At 52.3% G+C, this 15,632-nt stretch carries 14 protein-coding genes (1 of these 14 only partly in view); 4 read left to right on the forward strand and 10 right to left on the reverse strand.

The annotated features are described in order from the left end of the window. A protein-coding gene (locus SH668x_RS08595; RefSeq protein WP_437188281.1) for a S1 RNA-binding domain-containing protein crosses the window boundary here: on the reverse strand, positions 1-413 show its 5' end (the start). It extends 1,204 nt beyond the left edge of the window; the window shows 413 of its 1,617 coding nt (coding positions 1-413); it begins with the start codon at positions 411-413; its stop codon lies off the left edge, out of view. 664 nt (positions 414-1,077) lie between these two features. On the opposite strand from SH668x_RS08595, the gene SH668x_RS08600 reads away from it, so the two are divergent. Both SH668x_RS08600 and SH668x_RS08605 read left to right on the forward strand, forming a co-directional pair. Then, the gene (locus SH668x_RS08600) at positions 1,078-2,082 is read left to right on the forward strand and encodes an SDR family oxidoreductase (protein ID WP_437188282.1); all 1,005 of its coding nucleotides are present in this window, start codon (positions 1,078-1,080) and stop codon (positions 2,080-2,082) included. A gap of 82 nt (positions 2,083-2,164) precedes the next feature. Beyond that, entirely contained in the window at positions 2,165-4,549 is a 2,385-nt protein-coding gene (locus SH668x_RS08605; RefSeq protein WP_437188283.1) for a polysaccharide biosynthesis tyrosine autokinase, read from the forward strand. Between the two features lie 1,611 nt (positions 4,550-6,160). Here the strand turns inward: SH668x_RS08605 and SH668x_RS08610 are convergent. The 4 genes from SH668x_RS08610 to SH668x_RS08625 all read right to left on the reverse strand — a co-directional run bounded on the left by SH668x_RS08610 (position 6,161) and on the right by SH668x_RS08625 (position 8,930). Then, positions 6,161-7,015 (reverse strand): tyrosine-type recombinase/integrase, encoded by an 855-nt coding sequence (locus SH668x_RS08610; RefSeq protein ID WP_437188284.1) that lies wholly within the window; start codon positions 7,013-7,015, stop codon positions 6,161-6,163. Continuing rightward, positions 6,978-8,354, reverse strand: a complete 1,377-nt coding sequence (locus tag SH668x_RS08615) for a tyrosine-type recombinase/integrase (protein ID WP_437188285.1) — start codon at positions 8,352-8,354, stop codon at positions 6,978-6,980. The genes SH668x_RS08610 and SH668x_RS08615 overlap by 38 nt, the downstream gene beginning before the upstream one ends. Continuing rightward, on the reverse strand, positions 8,351-8,650 hold the full coding sequence (locus SH668x_RS08620) for a hypothetical protein (RefSeq protein WP_437188286.1): 300 nt from the start codon (positions 8,648-8,650) through the stop codon (positions 8,351-8,353). The genes SH668x_RS08615 and SH668x_RS08620 overlap by 4 nt, the downstream gene beginning before the upstream one ends. Positions 8,651-8,717: 67 nt before the next feature. Continuing rightward, positions 8,718-8,930 carry a hypothetical protein gene (locus tag SH668x_RS08625; RefSeq protein ID WP_437188287.1) on the reverse strand — a complete coding sequence of 71 codons (213 nt, stop codon included), beginning with the start codon at positions 8,928-8,930 and terminating at the stop codon, positions 8,718-8,720. Positions 8,931-9,256: 326 nt separating this feature from the next. Here SH668x_RS08625 and SH668x_RS08630 point away from each other — a divergent pair, with 326 nt between their 5' ends. Then, the gene (locus SH668x_RS08630; RefSeq protein WP_437188288.1) at positions 9,257-9,430 is read left to right on the forward strand and encodes a hypothetical protein; all 174 of its coding nucleotides are present in this window, start codon (positions 9,257-9,259) and stop codon (positions 9,428-9,430) included. Positions 9,431-9,498: 68 nt separating this feature from the next. Continuing rightward, a complete protein-coding gene (locus SH668x_RS08635) occupies positions 9,499-11,136 on the forward strand; it encodes a YifB family Mg chelatase-like AAA ATPase (protein WP_437188289.1) in 1,638 nt (545 codons plus the stop codon). Between the two features lie 593 nt (positions 11,137-11,729). On the opposite strand, the gene SH668x_RS08640 is transcribed toward SH668x_RS08635, so the two are convergent. From SH668x_RS08640 to SH668x_RS08660, 5 genes are all read right to left on the reverse strand, one after another. After that, positions 11,730-12,224: a hypothetical protein gene (locus SH668x_RS08640; RefSeq protein WP_437188290.1), complete on the reverse strand. Its 495-nt coding sequence runs from the start codon at positions 12,222-12,224 to the stop codon at positions 11,730-11,732. Between the two features lie 2 nt (positions 12,225-12,226). Continuing rightward, positions 12,227-12,805, reverse strand: a complete 579-nt coding sequence (locus SH668x_RS08645) for a sigma-70 family RNA polymerase sigma factor (RefSeq protein WP_437188291.1) — start codon at positions 12,803-12,805, stop codon at positions 12,227-12,229. A 67-nt stretch (positions 12,806-12,872) separates the two neighbouring features. Continuing rightward, entirely contained in the window at positions 12,873-13,337 is a 465-nt protein-coding gene (locus SH668x_RS08650; protein WP_437188292.1) for a hypothetical protein, read from the reverse strand. 35 nt (positions 13,338-13,372) lie between these two features. Next, a complete protein-coding gene (locus tag SH668x_RS08655; protein WP_437188293.1) occupies positions 13,373-15,109 on the reverse strand; it encodes a hypothetical protein in 1,737 nt (578 codons plus the stop codon). Between the two features lie 2 nt (positions 15,110-15,111). Beyond that, complete coding sequence (locus tag SH668x_RS08660; protein WP_437188294.1) at positions 15,112-15,606, reverse strand: hypothetical protein; 495 nt, start codon at positions 15,604-15,606, stop codon at positions 15,112-15,114. Positions 15,607-15,632 lie beyond the last annotated feature (26 nt).

Here is a 15,632-nt window from a genome sequence, read left to right on the forward strand (position 1 = left end):
GCTTCGATATCTGCAGCGAGCGCGTCGTCAATCGATTCGTTACCGGGAAGCGGAACGGCTTGATGAGGGGCTGGAGGCGATTGGGGTTTCGCTGGCTTCGCCTCAGCAGACGCTTCTCCAGCTTCGCCCGAGATTGCTGCAGCGGTCAAACTCGACTCGTCGAGTGTCGGCACAGATTTCGAGGATTCAGAGAGAGGAATTGGATTCAGCTGGAATTTCTTCTTTGGTTCCTCGCTCACAACAGCTGGTTCAGAAGGGGTATCCCCCGCAGGCTGCGAAACTTCGGAAGCTACCGGTGTAGCAGCTTCTTCAGTTTTCTGAGCAACCACTTCACTCACTGGCTGGGAAGTTTCCCCAGCTGGAGGAGTTGGGGAATCGTTTTGGTCCTGAGTCGATTGATTTTCAGTGGACATGCCGAGTCGACCTGCAACATCGTCTGTGCCGTGCGGTGTCGTTCTTGAACAACACGAGCAGTAGCGAATAATAGGGACATTCTTTTGACTGCGTCACGCAATCCGAATTCGTTGAAACACGTTTCCATCTCGAATGAGACCGAGATGGACATCTTTTCAACTTCCTCAGACTACGTCGTGGCGTTTCAGGTCGTCCCTACTTCAATCCAAATCGAAGGGCTAAGGAGACCATCCACCCCGGCACTCAAACTACAGACTCCCCGATGACATCGGGAACGCCTGACCTGATGGGGATTGTCTGGGAACAACCAAGCATAAATCAAGCGACCAAGGGGAGTTTCGTCGATGATTTTCCGCTTCTCCGCACCAGAATCTGCGATACGACGTGATGATATGAGTCATATTCGAGCAGCTAAAGACGAAAACGGTCTAAAATTCAGAGATTTCAGTGACTGCTGAGTATGCTTTTCCGCCACGAATTCCGTGGTGAGGTTGCTCTTTTCGCACATCGCGTTGCCAAAATCCGGCAGATTGAAATGAACTTTAGACACGTCGGGGCAATTTCGGAGCTAGGTTTCAGGAGTCCTTGCTCTGTTTTTCAGGGAAACCTCGACCAGACAGTTCCTAAGTACCATCTATTAAAAGGCTTCCAAAGGTTTATCCAATGCCCGCACCATCGCAGCTCAGAACTTGTCTCGTCACCGGTGGTGCAGGATTCATTGGATCCCATCTGGTCACCAAGCTGGCTCAAAATGGGGTGAAAGTTCGAGTTCTTGATAATCTCTGCACGAGCACCTTGGAAAATCTGGCGCCAGTTCGCAACCAGATTGAATTTATCCAGGGGGACGTCCGTGACGTTGGCGAAGTCGCCAACGCAGTCGCTGGTATGGATGTTGTTTTTCATCAAGCGGCATTGGCGTCCGTTCCCCTCAGCATCGAAAATCCAGTCGCAACTCATGATGTTTGTGCGACTGGTACCCTCAACATTCTGAATGAATCGCGAAAAGCAGGTGTTCAGCGGGTCGTTTACGCGGGGTCCAGTAGTGCCTATGGTAACTCCCCTGTGATGCCTAAGCGGGAAGATCAGTCTCCCGAAGCACTCTCTCCCTACGCCGCAGCCAAACTCGCAGGGGAATACTATTGCGAAAGCTTCGCTGCTGCTTATCCGTTGGAAGTGGTCCGCTTGCGGTACTTCAACGTATTTGGTCCGCGACAGGATCCAAATAGCCCTTACTCGGCAGTCATTCCCCTATTTGCCAGTGCCCTCGTCGAAGGTCGTACTCCGCGAATCTACGGAACGGGAGAGCAGTCTCGAGACTTCGTAAACGTGGCGAGTGTCGTCCATGCCAATATTCTGGCAGCGACGGTCCCGGGTGTTTCCGGCCGGGTTTATAACGTCGCAGGCGGGACGACAATCAGTGTGCTTGAACTCCTGAAAATGATTTGTGATTTCCTCGACAAACCATTCCAGCCCGAGTTTCACCCAGCTCGAGTCGGCGATGTGCTGCACTCCTGGGCAGACATTTCCGCGATTCGTAATGATCTGGGATATGAGCCCCAAGTCAGCCTGGAGGACGGGCTGCGCGAGGCCCTCGAGTACTACAAGAAGTCGCACTCCACTGCCAATGCATCAAGTGGAACCGCAGCGTTGTCACCAGTTTGCCCGTAAGAACGATTCCGGACTTTGGCTTCACCCTTCGTGGAGCCCACGAACAAGACAGTGAACTCATTACGGCTCAGGAGCCAGTTTCGTGACATCACCCGAACCTTCAAATGGGCAAGTGGCGGAATTCGATTTTGCCCCACTCGGCTTCCATAAGAACCCTACCGAACATCGCATCGACATTACGCGGTTTCTGTTTTCTCTCTGGAAGCCGCTGGCGATCGGTCTGTTTCTGGGACTGCTCGCCGGTGTGTGCCTGTATCTGTACTCCGGGCCGGTTTATTCAGCCTCAACTCAGGTACTGGTTTCCAAAAAGGCGACGGTTCCCGCTGGAAATGGTGAAGCAAACCGCTACGGAGAACGTGGAGATCACGTCCAACTGATTAAGACCGACCTCATCGTCGAACGTGCGTTTAAGGACCATGGGTTGGACAAAATCCCAGAAATTGCCAACTCTTACGACCCACTGAAATCGATCACCGAAGACCTTAGTGTCAGCCGCAGTGCCGGACAGGAGAGCTCGTTCGATAACGTCTTGACGATCTCCTATCTGAGCCCCAAAAAGGAAGTCGCGAAAGCTGTTGTTCAAGCGATGGTGGAATCGTATCGCGATTACCTCAAAGACACCCGAGACGAGAACGCGAAGGCGCTTTATGGCACGTTGCTGGAACGCCAGAAGCAATTGGGGGAAGAGATCCTCGCTGAGGAAACGGACTATCACCAGTTTCGCAATAACGCCCCTGTATTGCTGAAGGCTTCGCCTGTTGTATCCATCAACGGCATGCCGGCTCCAGCTCAGAACCAGTATGAAGTGGAATTGGCCTCAATCGAATCAGCACAAAACGAGAACCTCCGGAAGCGATCCAGTATTCAGGCACGCCTGACAACTCTCGATCGAAAGTTGCAAGAAAACGCCTCACGAGAAGTTCTCGAATTCTGGGTCATGCACTCGCTCTCAACCGGGACATCCGGAGGTGGAGGCGGCACTGGATCGGGAGGCGGAGCCGCTGTGGCTGGCCCCCCCGAAAAAGCACAACTCGACCAACAACTACTGACAGCCAGACTCCTTGAAGAACGTCTGCTCCACACTCTTGGAGAAGATCACACTCAAGTCCGCAACGTACGACGTCAAATCCAAACTCTTCTGGACTTCTATGTCCGTCAGGGTCTACGCGCTCCCGAGCTGACCCTCGATGCTAAAGCGCCTGTCTCATCACGTTCAGCGTCATTGGGAATCGATCTGATCACCGTCTACAAAGAGACGCTCGAAGGTCAGCTCAAGGAACTCGAAATCGACAACCAAAACCTGACAATGCTACACGACGATGCTGAGAAGAAAGCAAAGCAGGCGGAAATGTTTCAGGTAGAAGATCAGCGTCGTAAAGATACAATCGCCCAGAAAAAACAGCAGCGAGAGCGACTTTTCGACCAGATCGCTGAGTACGACATCTCACGTGAGCAAGAAGGTTATCGCCTGCAGCAAATCTCCCGCGTTCGACTCGAACGTTCGTTGAAGCCGGTGATCAAAATGGTTGGAACCTGTGGCGTTCTCGGACTGGTCATCGTGTTCTGTCTCGCATATTTCCGCGAATGGTACGACACATCGATTCGCAGCTTCGACGAGATCCGTTTCCAAACCGGAGGCTCACTCCTGGGAGCGATTCCATCGTTCAAGGTGAGTCCAGACGCACTTCGAATTGCAGCAGAAAGCGGGGTCTCGGCCTCCCTGTGCTACTTCCATCGACCGGGATCGCACGAAGCCGAAGCGTATCGATCGCTTCGAACCACGCTGTTTTTCTCACTACAAGGTGGCCAGAAAGTCATTCAGATCAGCAGCCCGGAACCTGGAGACGGCAAGAGCACCACGGCAGCAAATCTCGCAATCGCAGTCGCCCAGTCTGGGAAGAAAACACTCCTTGTCGACTGCGATTTGCGACGACCGACCCAGCATCAACTCTTTCAAGTTGATCAAGAACTGGGAATCACAGATGTTCTTCTCGGAGAGGTCAACTGGGAGACAACCGTTCGCAGGACACCTATCGAAGGATTGTCACTGATGACTGCGGGCCTTTGTCCAGAGAATCCTGCAGAGGTGCTTTCGACGGAAGTCCTCTCAGAGTTCCTCAGGCAGGCAAAATCGGAGTTCGACGTCATCATTTTGGACACTCCACCAATTCTTGCGGTCAGCGATCCATGTATCGTCGCCCAGAAAACCGACGGTATGGTCGCAGTTCTTCGTATGCAGAAGACGAAGAGAGCAAGCGCCAAACGGATGGCAGAAACACTGCAGTCACATGGCATCAGAATCCTCGGAGTGATTGCCAACGACTTCAATATCGAACAGTCCAATGAAGCAGGATACGACTACAACACTTTCGGCGCCTACTACGGTGCGAAAGAACAGTCGAATGTGAAATCTCGAGCTTCGTCCAAACCTGCAGACGAACGTCCCCCCATCAAAATGGGCGTGTAGTTGGCGCTATCACTGAACGAAAAAGGCCTCTTGGAGCTATCGCAGCAGTTCCTTTTGGATACTGATCCAATCGCTGACTGGTGGGATCGGTCGCCATGGAGACCATCGGCTTGGGATTTGATCTCCACGCTCACCACGAACTAAGGGCAGCGTGGCATACTTCTCGTCGAAGCGAAGGCACACGTAAATGAGCTAGACCGGGCCGGGAAGTATCAGAATGCGGACACATCCATCGGTTCAAAAAACAACCACAATCAAACCGTCGGTTGCTTGAAAGAAGCCGATAGGGCGCTCAACGAATCATTTGGCAGCGGATTTCGACTCTCTGTGGATTCGCATTATCAGCTTTCAAATCGAGTTGCTCATTTGTGGAAGCTTGCCACGTGCAAAATTCCTGTGAACCTGCTTTACCTTGGCTTCTACGGAGACCGAGAAATCGGACCGTCGGTTTTCCGTGACGAGGAACATTGGCAGCGATTAATGGACGAGTAATTGAAGGGATTCGTACCGCAATTGTTTCTCAACACCGTTCATCCGCTATCGGGCGGAGGGGCGATGCTGATGATCAGTCGCAGCCTGCCCGTCCGATTCTGTTTCATCCAATCGAAAAAAGGACCAACCTGGTTCATAGGGTCTATCACAGGGGATGCGCTGGCCACGGAAGCTTTACCTTAGTGACGTCGCTGACGACGAATGGGCCGGTTTGATGTTCTCCTCTCGCGACGCTGGGGCGTAGAACTCACCTTTGCCTGCTGTGGCGGATTCGATGGCTGCCGCTTGACTAAGAACGGCGCGCCGCAGCCTTTGTCGGCTGCCACTGCGGCGACACATGCTCACATTGTTCCTCGAATCTGTTCAGGTTGTCGTCATGCGGTCATAACAGCTCCCAGTTTTCCTGGCAGGACTGATAGAATGGCAGCGTAAATGGATGCTGCGATCAGAGTCTGAATGGGTGAGTGGAAGTCCCTTGTGGGGCATTCTTTGATTCGGCTTGCGTGAGCGGCGCGAATCGGTAGACTTTCGCATCAGCAACACCATGGTGAAAACTCATTGGTGTTTGTGGCCTGGAAGTTGCCGGTTTCTCTGGCGCCCCATCGCGTGGCGAGAGTTCGTGCGCGGAGTGACTTCGAGTGTCAAAACGGGCGTGCAGACCAGTGAGCAGGTTGGTAACTTCCGATTTTCAAACAAGTTGGGGCCGTAGCTCAATCGGTTAGAGCAGCGGACTCATAAAGCATCAGCATAAAATGCTCTGGAACGCGGGAATTACGCAGCCAAAAGCCTCTCCCATAGCGAAACAAGAACGCTCTAGAATCCGGAAGAATTCTCAAGCGTTCGGTAGAGAAGTGTCAGTGACACTTGGATATTTCAGGTATGTTCGTCTTCAGTCGAGATTGCCGAGTTGACCTCCTCTCATTTAGCACTTCCGCATAAGCCTGTATGCAACATGAGGCCTTACTCAAGCGTGAAGCCGATACCGCTTTTGGAGACTCTCCGCTGATCGCTCCTGGCACAAATGTTAGGGGATCGTCCATAAGCCATTAGTCGGCTGCCGGACCGATGTGCGTCAGCTGTTTCAGTGCAGCAGTCGGGTTCCATGCAGTGTTCTGAATCTTATGGTTCCGGCCGTTCAGAACAACCGGACGAATCATCAAGGCTTAGTCCAGTCTCTGCGAGTTGATTCGGAATGGAGTGCAGTAGGTCCAATAGGCGCTTGAAGAACTGGACATACTCGCTGCAGGCTGTGCGGCGGATGTCGTGGAGTCCACATCGAACGCCTGCCTGTTTCTTTAAGAGTCCCCAAAGTTCGTAGAGATAGCGGCGATCAATATCGAACAAGAACTCACTCGATCGAGGGACCCGTGACAAATGAGCCAACGTGAGCGCATGCAAGGGGAGATCGGCATCAACTCCGGTCTTCTGCGATTTGACATAAATCGTTTGCTCTTGGGTGTCGAGGTTCTCCCAGCGAGCGTTCAGTAAGTCTCCAGCTCTCAATCCGGTGTTGTAGGCCAAGACCAAAAGGGCTTGCCACCAGAAGGCAGAGACGGAAACATCGCGTATCGGCTTCCTCATATGTCTGGCAGCGAGATAGAGGCGATTGAGTTCGTCCATTGTGAGCCGGCGAGGGCGTTTGAATGGCACTTTACAGGGGCGCATAGCGGGAACCCGGGGGATCAACTCCAAAGCCCACGGGTTTTGGTCTGTAACCGGTCCGCATCGTCGAAGCACGCTGCGGATATGCCCCCAGTACCCATTGACCGTACGGGGCGATAGCCCCAATTGTAGAGCGTCATTTCGAAACGATTCCAGCATCGCGTTGCTAATGTTGGTGATACTGGGATTATTCGTTAATTTTTCCCATGCAAGAAATGCCGCCATGAACGGATAGTGAGATCTCTCGCCGAGTTCATCCTTGAAGTAGTATTCCTCAAATGCTTTTCGAACCGTCAGCGAGGCTAATGTCATACTGCACCTCCTTTTGATTGGAGTTCCAAAGAACGGGGGGAAGGACCAGTTCGAAATTGCAGCCATGGCGCGGATCTTCGACGATCGAGGGGATGATCGGATTGAACCCAGGCGGCAGTTGAAACACCTTTTGGAGGAACAGCCGACAATATGAGACCTTGTTATAAAGCTTCGCACGAAGATTGCGATTGGAAACGAGCGGAAAGCGCGTTCCGATAGCCGCCTTCCAAAGTTGTGGCTGTGTGCAAGTTCCACCGTGCTTTATAAAGGCTTGAAGGATGAGGATCCTTGCGGGAGCAGCACGATAGAACTTCCCCATGAAGGAGAATCCGCCCTTCGTGAAAGTGAACAGATCGGCAGGGGGATGTACCGGAACTGAGAAATCCGCTGGCCGAATCTTTACGACGTCCCGTTGCGACTCCTTGAGGGCTCGCAGTGTCATCTTCGGGCCATGGCGGAATGCATCCGGAACTGCCATCTCTTCAATCACGTCTCGCAGTTCCGGAAGGGAATTGAGGTAGCTGGCTTCCGTAACGTTGTTCGGAGCATGCAATAGTAGAACCTTTCCCATTCCGGGGCGAATGCTGTTCGCCTCGGAACAGGCAGTCCGCCGAATGTCGTGAAATCCCTTGAACTTCTCTATGGAAACCAAGGATTTCAGCCGGCTCACGTAAGAATGAAACTTCCGTGGTTCAATGTGGAAAATCCGCTGCGTGCGGCGATCAAGCCGGTAGAGGTGCTCCAGCACCACATTGGGTAACGGCAGATCCGCGCTGACCCCGGTTTTGTGAGTCTCCACGAAGAGGGTCGATTCCACTTCATTCAAGTCGCTCCACTTGGCTTTGAGCAAGTCAGAAACACGGAGGCCTGTAAAGTATGTCAGCACAATCAGGGCCTGCCACCAGTAACCAGGATTCGGAACACCTTTACGGGGAACCTTCATCTGTCGGGCAGCAAGGTAAAGGAGATTCAAATCAGTCATCGACAATCGCACGGGACGTTTAAACGGCACGGGAACCGGGCGCATAGCGGGAACCCGGGGGATCAACTCCATGCCCCATGGGTTCCCATCAGTGACCGGGCCCACTCGACGAAGAATCGAGCGGACCATCCGCCAACAAGTGTTCACCGTGCTGGGGGCTAAACCCGATTTCAGGGCTCCTTCCCGAAACTCCGCGACAGTCTCATTCGATATCTGATCAATCGCCGGATTCCCAGTATGCATCTCCCAGCGACGAATGGCCGCCCGCATGCTGACCTGTGTGTTCTTCCCCAAGTCATCACTGACATAGAACTTCTCGAAAACGAACCGAACGGTGTGTTTAGGGACTGGTTTCATTTTCCACCTTCTTCCAACTTGTTGGCGACATCGCGGCAGCGATCTGCGAAATCCCGCAGATCTTTAGCAACTGCAAGAGGATCAAAGCCAAGGTTAAACCTTCGTCCAGGCCGACCATCTGAAATCGACCAGCAAATTTCAGGAGCGGTGCCTTCCTCGTCATCTCCTTCAATCCAAAGTTGCAGTACGGGTCCTGCCACGTTGTCAATGGCCTCCATCTCTTGGAATAACGCCTCCTTGCGGCGTTTTCGACGGACTTCTGGAGCATCGAGAAAGCAAAGTATTCGGTTCATCATTGACCTCTGAAATGGCGTTTAATACAGGCGCGATAGGTTCATTGTCTCATTAAAGCGTCAGAGGCGTTTAGTTGCAGAGAAGACTCAGTACATGCCGAATACGGGCATATGCTTTTTGACCAGCCCAGGCAGCGGAGACGACCGTCGACAAGTCAGGGACTCCGGAATTCAACTTCCTGTGTCCATGAGGGAGATTGGCGCGAAGCGTGTGCGATTGAGGTGGGAAGAGCCCTGATGAACTGAAAGCATCGCGGGAACGTTGTCCGTTCGACTGGAGCATGCCAGAATGTCCTTCGATTGGCCTGTCGAAGCCCTGAGAAAGTTGCGACAGGCTGGTTAATTGGGAGCCGGTGACACCACGTCACTGGCTCTTTTTTTGTGGTGTGCGTGACGCTGTCCTCGGCAACCAATGCAAAACGCCTGAAACTAGCAGGGACAAGCTGCAGAGATTCAGGCGTTTGTACCGAGTCACGCTCGGCTTTTCTGATTGAGGAAGAGGCAGGCACCCCTTGTCCGTGTGCAAGCCTGAAAGCATTGTTTAACAAACGTTTTCGTTCGTTGTCAATCGAATTGATAGTTCAACTGACTTCGCGATAAATTCCCTGTATGTCTACAAAAGGTGAATACATCGGAATTCGTGCCACAGAAGAGCAACGTCGGCGATGGGAGCAGGCTGCAGCGGCGGACCGGAGAACACTCACTGACTGGATCCGAATCCAGCTGGATGATGCCGCCGACAAGCATCCGCAGGGGAAGACTGAAAGGCCTCAGAGGAATTAGAGGCAGTCGTATTTTTCAATCGTTAGAATCTCTACTCCCCCTAAATATCAAATTAATTGCGGGCCGCCATGAACTTGATTTCGTTGATCCAAGAGTACATGTCACGCTGTCTTCTGGCCGATCTACTCAACAGAGATCATTCTTTGAACGGCGGAATTGTCGTCGGGATCGATGGTAGAATTATCGAAATGCAGGCGAGAGCCATCTCAGTCCTCGGAGAACCCATGCCTTGGGGGAGCGCTGTCAACATCAGTGGAATGGCAGGCGGAGTGATTCGGGAGGCGATGGCAAGAATTACAGGCGCCTTCTCCAAGCTTCAGTTGCCATTCCCTCAAGTTGAGATCCTGGTGAATTTGGCGCCTGCCGATCTCCCAAAGGATGGAACCTGGCTCGACCTGCCGCTGGCAATAATCATCCTCCAGGCAGCTGGAATGCTTCCTGACCTGCCTGAACACATGGAAGGGGATTATTTACTCATGGGGGAGCTTGGCCTGCACGGCGAGGTTCGCCGCGTTCCAGGTGCTCTTTCGATTGCATTCGAGGCGAAGCCCGGTCAAAAGTTGATCGTTCCCGCAGGAAATGAGCGAGAATGTGCGTTGATTCTCGCAAAGCCTGGCCATGAAGGATGCGGAGTTTTTCCTGTCGCCCTGCTCGAGGATGTCATTCAGTTCTTTGCTGGCAAGAAAGTGCTGGATAACGCACTCAGTCAACGAGTCAGCTTTGAAAATGCCGTTGAGAAATCTCTCGATTTCGGAAGAATCAAGGGACAGGAAAAGGCGAAGCGAGCTGCTAAAATTGCAGCTGCCGGCGGTCACAATATGTTGTTGATCGGGCCACCGGGAGAAGGAAAGACGCTGATCGCCAGCGCAATGGCAGGTATTCTGCCGCGACTTCGTGATAGCGAGAAGGTGCTTTTAACAAAAATTTATTCCGCCTCTGGAGCATTGGAGCGGGATGGTCTGGCAGTTACTCGTCGGCCATTTCGGACAGTTCATCACACCGCAACGAAGCAAGCTCTAGTTGGTGGGGGAAGTGGCGTTGCAAGGCCCGGTGAAATCACCTTGGCACATCTAGGTGTCCTATTTTGCGATGAGCTTGCAGAATTCAGCGGCGCAACTCTCGAAACCCTTCGACAACCTATGGAATCGGGAGAGGTCACTATATCTCGCGTCCGGGCGACGTTGAGCTATCCATGTCGCTTCACACTGATTGCTGCGATGAACCCTTGTACGTGCGGTTATTTCGGGACTCCACAATGCAGCTGCAGGGTAAAGGATGTTGAAAAGTATCAGAAGAAACTCAGTGGCCCGGTGCTTGATCGAATCGATCTGAAAGTCGACATGCAGCGACTGTCTATTGATCAGCGCTTTGCTCCTGTAGCCTCAGAAGAGCAGTCGCCAAAGATTCGGGCGGAAGTTGAAGCTGCCCGTCAAATCCAAGACACAAGATTTTCCGGTACCGGAATTCCTCATAACGCCGCCATTCCTGGAGGCCACGTTCTAGACTACTGCAAGTTCTCCAATCGCGCTATGGAAGTATATAGGTCGACCGTTGAATCTAATTCACTGTCAACACGATCGATGGATCGACTTGCCAAAGTAGCGAGAACTATTGCCGATTTGGAAAGCAGGTCAGACGTAGAATCTCAGCACATTGAAGAAGCAACAAGCTTCGTTATGGGCGGACTCTTGCTCGCAAAATTTTAGTGACTTGCGGGCACAGTTACTGAACCGTGAAAAGTCGATTGAACGCACAGGTCAATTTGTGAGCATTCTCACCAGTGACGAGGCGGAGACTCAATTATCATCACTCTGAAGTAGAGCTGCCCTGTTGAAAGGAATTCGAATTGTTGCATCGGATTTTCACGAGAGGGTTTTGCGAGGCAAGTTGCCTCTACGAATAAAACGTCAAATCTTGCTGTCACGCTGCGTAACGGTCATTGCTGATGTATCCGCAGAACGGGTTATTGAAGAGGAAGAGGGCAAGCCCAAACGCAAAGGGAAGATGTCGCCCTGACACCTAATTCGTTCCATAAGCTTGCTGGAACCATGGGAATCCTTCCATTCCACAACGGATCGGGGAACCGTTCAGTTCCTGTTTGGATCATCACCAGAATGCTTTTTGAGCAATTCAATGAACTCCAACGCCCTTGCTTTCAAACGTTGATCGGTAGAGTCATTGACGATTGCAATCGCCTTGTCTCTGGTATCAGCAATCCGTGCCGCCGGGACCTGCCATCCTTTCCGGATCGAAGAACTAATCAGAATTATGTCGGCACGTAGGTGGTGAGGGTCGTTCATCATGGTGTTGGCCTTTCACTGTTTCTCGTTCGTTCGTGGGCGTCGTTTCCATACCAATCCTCTACTTCGACGACACGAAGCGTTTGATCTCCTCTGCCGTTATCTGGCAGCGTGATAATGACGCTACCGTGGGCGTTGTCTGCGTGGAGATGTAGATCGGGAATCTTTTTGTGTTCATCCCGCATGTCGAGCGCTTCACGGGCGACGTTGATGCGATCTGCAGCGACGACGACCTTTGCAGCGGCCACCAAACATCTGGGGTCTGGAGACTCCTGAAGCACCTCACTCATTTTAGTGAGAATGCTGGCACGTAATTGGGGACTGACCGGCCAATCATTTCGAATTGCTCTTCGGATCAATCGCAAGTCTTGACCGCACGTTCGCTCATCGACAAGCGGCAGTCCCCCCAATCCCCTCAAGGCTTGATCAGCATCGGGGGTGACAAGAGGCAGGACTTCAAGATCATCATTCATGTTGTCGCGTTCAATGGCCATACTTACGCCTGCTGCTTCATCGCGTCCATCAGTGGCCGGCTTAATACAGCCTGTAATTGGCCAACGCTAACGAACTCAATCTCAGCAGCCTTTTTGATTCCCAATTGAAGAATGTTTCTGATGCACCGGTGATAGCGGTCTGGAATAGATGGACACTCTAAATCAAACATTACTTGTCGTTCTCGAGTGGCGAGTCCATCTAGGTTTTCATCGAATAGGAACATCGACGGAATCTCCGCCATTCCCATCTTCTCTTTTCTTCGAACGATGTGCGGAACCCAATCGTGTTCACGAGCAGCGTCGAAAATGGCTCCCCGAATCCTCCACGTAGCAAAACTCGTGAATGTTGCGTGGTGTCCGGGTTCAAATCTACGAATCGCCTGGCAGAGTCCGAACAACGCAGCAGATGAAACCTCATCCCAATCTAACGAACGATGACCGATCTTTCGAAAGATTGGCTGAGCAATTTTGAGTGCAAAAACGCGATAATGTTCAACCAGTTTTTCCATCACTTCGCGCTGATTGCGATTCGCCCACCATTCGGCCGAGTGGGCATCTAAAAGTTCATTAATTCTCGCCAATGTAACTCTCCCATAGGGCGTGAAATGAATCGTAGACGGTCGTGAATGCTGGCGGACGTTTACCCAATCAATCCCTACGCAGTGCTGGTTCTCCACCCAATGCAACACCAAACCCTTCGCGGTGTTGAGAATCCTGAAACAGGAGGGGGTATTCCTTCTGGTATCGCTTGAGTCGCCGCCGACCCTCATTGATTTGCGCGACGTTCTTCTGCAGCATGTCAAATGTTTTCTTAAGTTGAGAAGAATGCAAGATTTCGTTTGGTGGATGGTTCGTCTTAAACTCATTGAATAGCTTGCGAGCTTCCCTTAATTGTTCGGTCGAAACTGTGCCTACCAGGAGCGACACATCTTCAGCAACCGCAGGCAAACTATTCATGACACCCGTCGACAGTTTGAGCTGCTTACGAATCGACGTGAGATCATGCACTGCAATTCCGAACAAATGCTCTGCCAAGTTCGCCCATAATCTCTGAACTTGGATCTGATGCTCCTCGGTTAAGTTCACCCGATTTTTCTGTTTCTGAGTTGACATGAGTCTTCCATTTGAGGTCGGTCTTCGAAGCGAGATCATCGTGGAGCGCCGCCGATTTGTGCTCTCCGGCGCTCGCCGGCTCGACTCAAGAGGTTTAGTTGTTGCTGAATCGTCCGAATCTGATTGTTGGTGTTTTCTAGCTCTTTCGTGTTGTTAGCGAGTTCAGCGGCAATCTGACTAATTGCTCTCACAGACTCTGATCCAACTTTTCCCATCGCCTGAGCGTGCTTCAGATTCTCGTGAAGAGCGTCGGCCTGCGCCCCTGCCATCTCAGATCCGCTCAGGTTTCCTGTCTGAACATCGCGAAAGGCTGTTCGATTTACCTTGCGAGCCTGTGCTTCAAGTTCGCGTTGCTGGCGGCGCAGTTCTTGTGGAGATGCTCCTTCTGATTCGGCCGCTTTAAGCTTGGTTGCAATACTTGACGAGTCGAGCCCCTCTTTCCAGAGCCGCGATTCCGCCAATTCCTTGGCGATGGCTCGAGGATCTATTTGATTCATAAGCTGCTGAACTTGCTGAACTGGAACCTCAGTCGCTGCATCTCGCGGAGCAGACCGCGATTGCCGCGCGTCCTCAAGTTGTTGCCTTCTCTGATCCTCTTGTGCCTTCAGCCAAATTTTATTCCCTTCTGGGTCTGGATCGAACAACTCCGTTTTACGCTTGTCCATTTTGTCAAAGAACTCTTCACCCACCTGCACAGCAACATTGAAGATGGATTTCCATGCCTGTTTCTGATCGTCCAGAAATTTCTTGGCAGCCTCAGCCTGCTTTTTCTGAACATCCAAATCAACAAGCTCGCGATTGCGTTCTTCAAGCCGCTTAAGATCTTTACCAGCCTGGACGGCCTCGCGGTGTAGCTTGAGCCATTCCGCGTGCGCCTTCTGGGATGCCTCATCTGAATTCTTGGCTTGCTCCAGCCAGCGAGTTTCAGCTTCAGGCGTTGATACTCGAATTCCACGGCTTGTGCGCAACATCTCTTCTTGTCGACGAGAGGAATCAGCCGCCATTCGTTCATCTATCATCAACTGTCGCTGGGCCTCTGCTTGTTCGTTAAGCATGTCCAACTCTCGGCGTTTCGATTCAATGGCTTTTGCAGAGCCTTCAGGACTGTCGAGGTCTTTGAGTTGGTTTTTCAGATTGAGCTGATGAGCAATCGAGTCGTTGAGTTCACTGATGGCATCCCGTTGCGATTTAATCGCCTCTGTCCCCTCGTCGGTAGCTTCTGCGCCTTCGAGCATGGTTGTCACGAAAGTTCCCAATGCGAACGCCGCGAAGACAATTGCAGCCCCCCAGGGACCGCTCTTTGTCAAGAGGGTGGCCATGTTGGAGAGCTTGGGGACGACCTGCAGCAGGACGGATTCGAGTCCGCCCGGACCGGAAAGACCTTTCGCAAAGTCAAAGGCAATGTCAGCTGCCTTCTGTGTCGCTTCGCCAGTCCGGTTGGTCTGAGAAGCCAGTTCGTCCAGGGTATGACCGGCTATCGCCGAACTCTCTGTGACGTGCTGGGCAGCGGCCCCGACTTCGGCGAGATTTCCTGCCAGCTTATCCATATCGCCGGACAATCTCGGGTCGGCGATTCCTTCCACAGCCTCGGCGGCCTCTGTGGCAGACTGTTCGGCTTGCTCGAGTTGAATGGCCATCGTCTCCAATGATTCCACTGCGTCTCGACCGGCTTCTTGTGCAGCGTCTCCCATCTTGGTCAGATCGCGGGAGAGCTCTTTCACATCGCGTGATGCCGTTCCGGTATCCGTTGCCACTTTGATCGTAGTTGCCATAATTAATTTCGAATCCTTTTGTTCCAGAGGTCATCAATCCACGCTGCAACAATTTCCTCGCAGCCATCAACCCAATCTTGTGGTAACTCTTCGGGGATGAGCGTTCGCAGTTTGTCAAAGTGTTTGGCATAAGTTCGGCCATACCCCACCTCGACAGCAGACCCTGTCACCTCAAATACATTGCCACCTTGACCATCCGGGGGAGCGAACTTCGGGGTGATTGAGTTCGCGAGCAATCCGGTATCAATTCCGATCTGCGTTGAGGTGTCCCCCTTTTTCGCTCGCTTTGCTTTCTGCTTCACTCGCGCCGGTGTCAGCGGGTCCCACGTGATGCCACCAGCCCCAATCTGCCCGCGCGACTTCTTCTCGAAATCTTCTGCAATGCACCCCAGCAACTCGGTTCCGATGGCGGTGAGAACTTCTTCGCTCCCCCGATCCATCTCTTCAGCGATGAGCAGGAGATTGCGGGCATCTGATTGGACAGTGATTTTCAACATGATTGATTATCGACGGCGTCCGGACT

The sequence above is a fragment of the Planctomicrobium mucosum genome, from assembly GCF_051466335.1.
Classification (GTDB): Bacteria; Planctomycetota; Planctomycetia; order Planctomycetales; family Planctomycetaceae; genus Planctomicrobium.

Excerpts from the sequence above, each read along its gene's own strand:
- SH668x_RS08600 (WP_437188282.1), top strand. The coding sequence starts at position 1,078 with ATGCCCGCACCATCGCAGCTCAGAACTTGTCTCGTCACCGGTGGTGCA.
- SH668x_RS08610 (WP_437188284.1), bottom strand. The coding sequence starts at position 7,015 with ATGACATTAGCCTCGCTGACGGTTCGAAAAGCATTTGAGGAATACTAC.
- SH668x_RS08615 (WP_437188285.1), bottom strand. The coding sequence starts at position 8,354 with ATGAAACCAGTCCCTAAACACACCGTTCGGTTCGTTTTCGAGAAGTTC.
- SH668x_RS08620 (WP_437188286.1), bottom strand. The coding sequence starts at position 8,650 with ATGATGAACCGAATACTTTGCTTTCTCGATGCTCCAGAAGTCCGTCGA.
- SH668x_RS08625 (WP_437188287.1), bottom strand. The coding sequence starts at position 8,930 with ATGCTCCAGTCGAACGGACAACGTTCCCGCGATGCTTTCAGTTCATCA.
- SH668x_RS08630 (WP_437188288.1), top strand. The coding sequence starts at position 9,257 with ATGTCTACAAAAGGTGAATACATCGGAATTCGTGCCACAGAAGAGCAA.
- SH668x_RS08635 (WP_437188289.1), top strand. The coding sequence starts at position 9,499 with ATGAACTTGATTTCGTTGATCCAAGAGTACATGTCACGCTGTCTTCTG.
- SH668x_RS08640 (WP_437188290.1), bottom strand. The coding sequence starts at position 12,224 with ATGGCCATTGAACGCGACAACATGAATGATGATCTTGAAGTCCTGCCT.
- SH668x_RS08650 (WP_437188292.1), bottom strand. The coding sequence starts at position 13,337 with ATGTCAACTCAGAAACAGAAAAATCGGGTGAACTTAACCGAGGAGCAT.
- SH668x_RS08655 (WP_437188293.1), bottom strand. The coding sequence starts at position 15,109 with ATGGCAACTACGATCAAAGTGGCAACGGATACCGGAACGGCATCACGC.
- SH668x_RS08660 (WP_437188294.1), bottom strand. The coding sequence starts at position 15,606 with ATGTTGAAAATCACTGTCCAATCAGATGCCCGCAATCTCCTGCTCATC.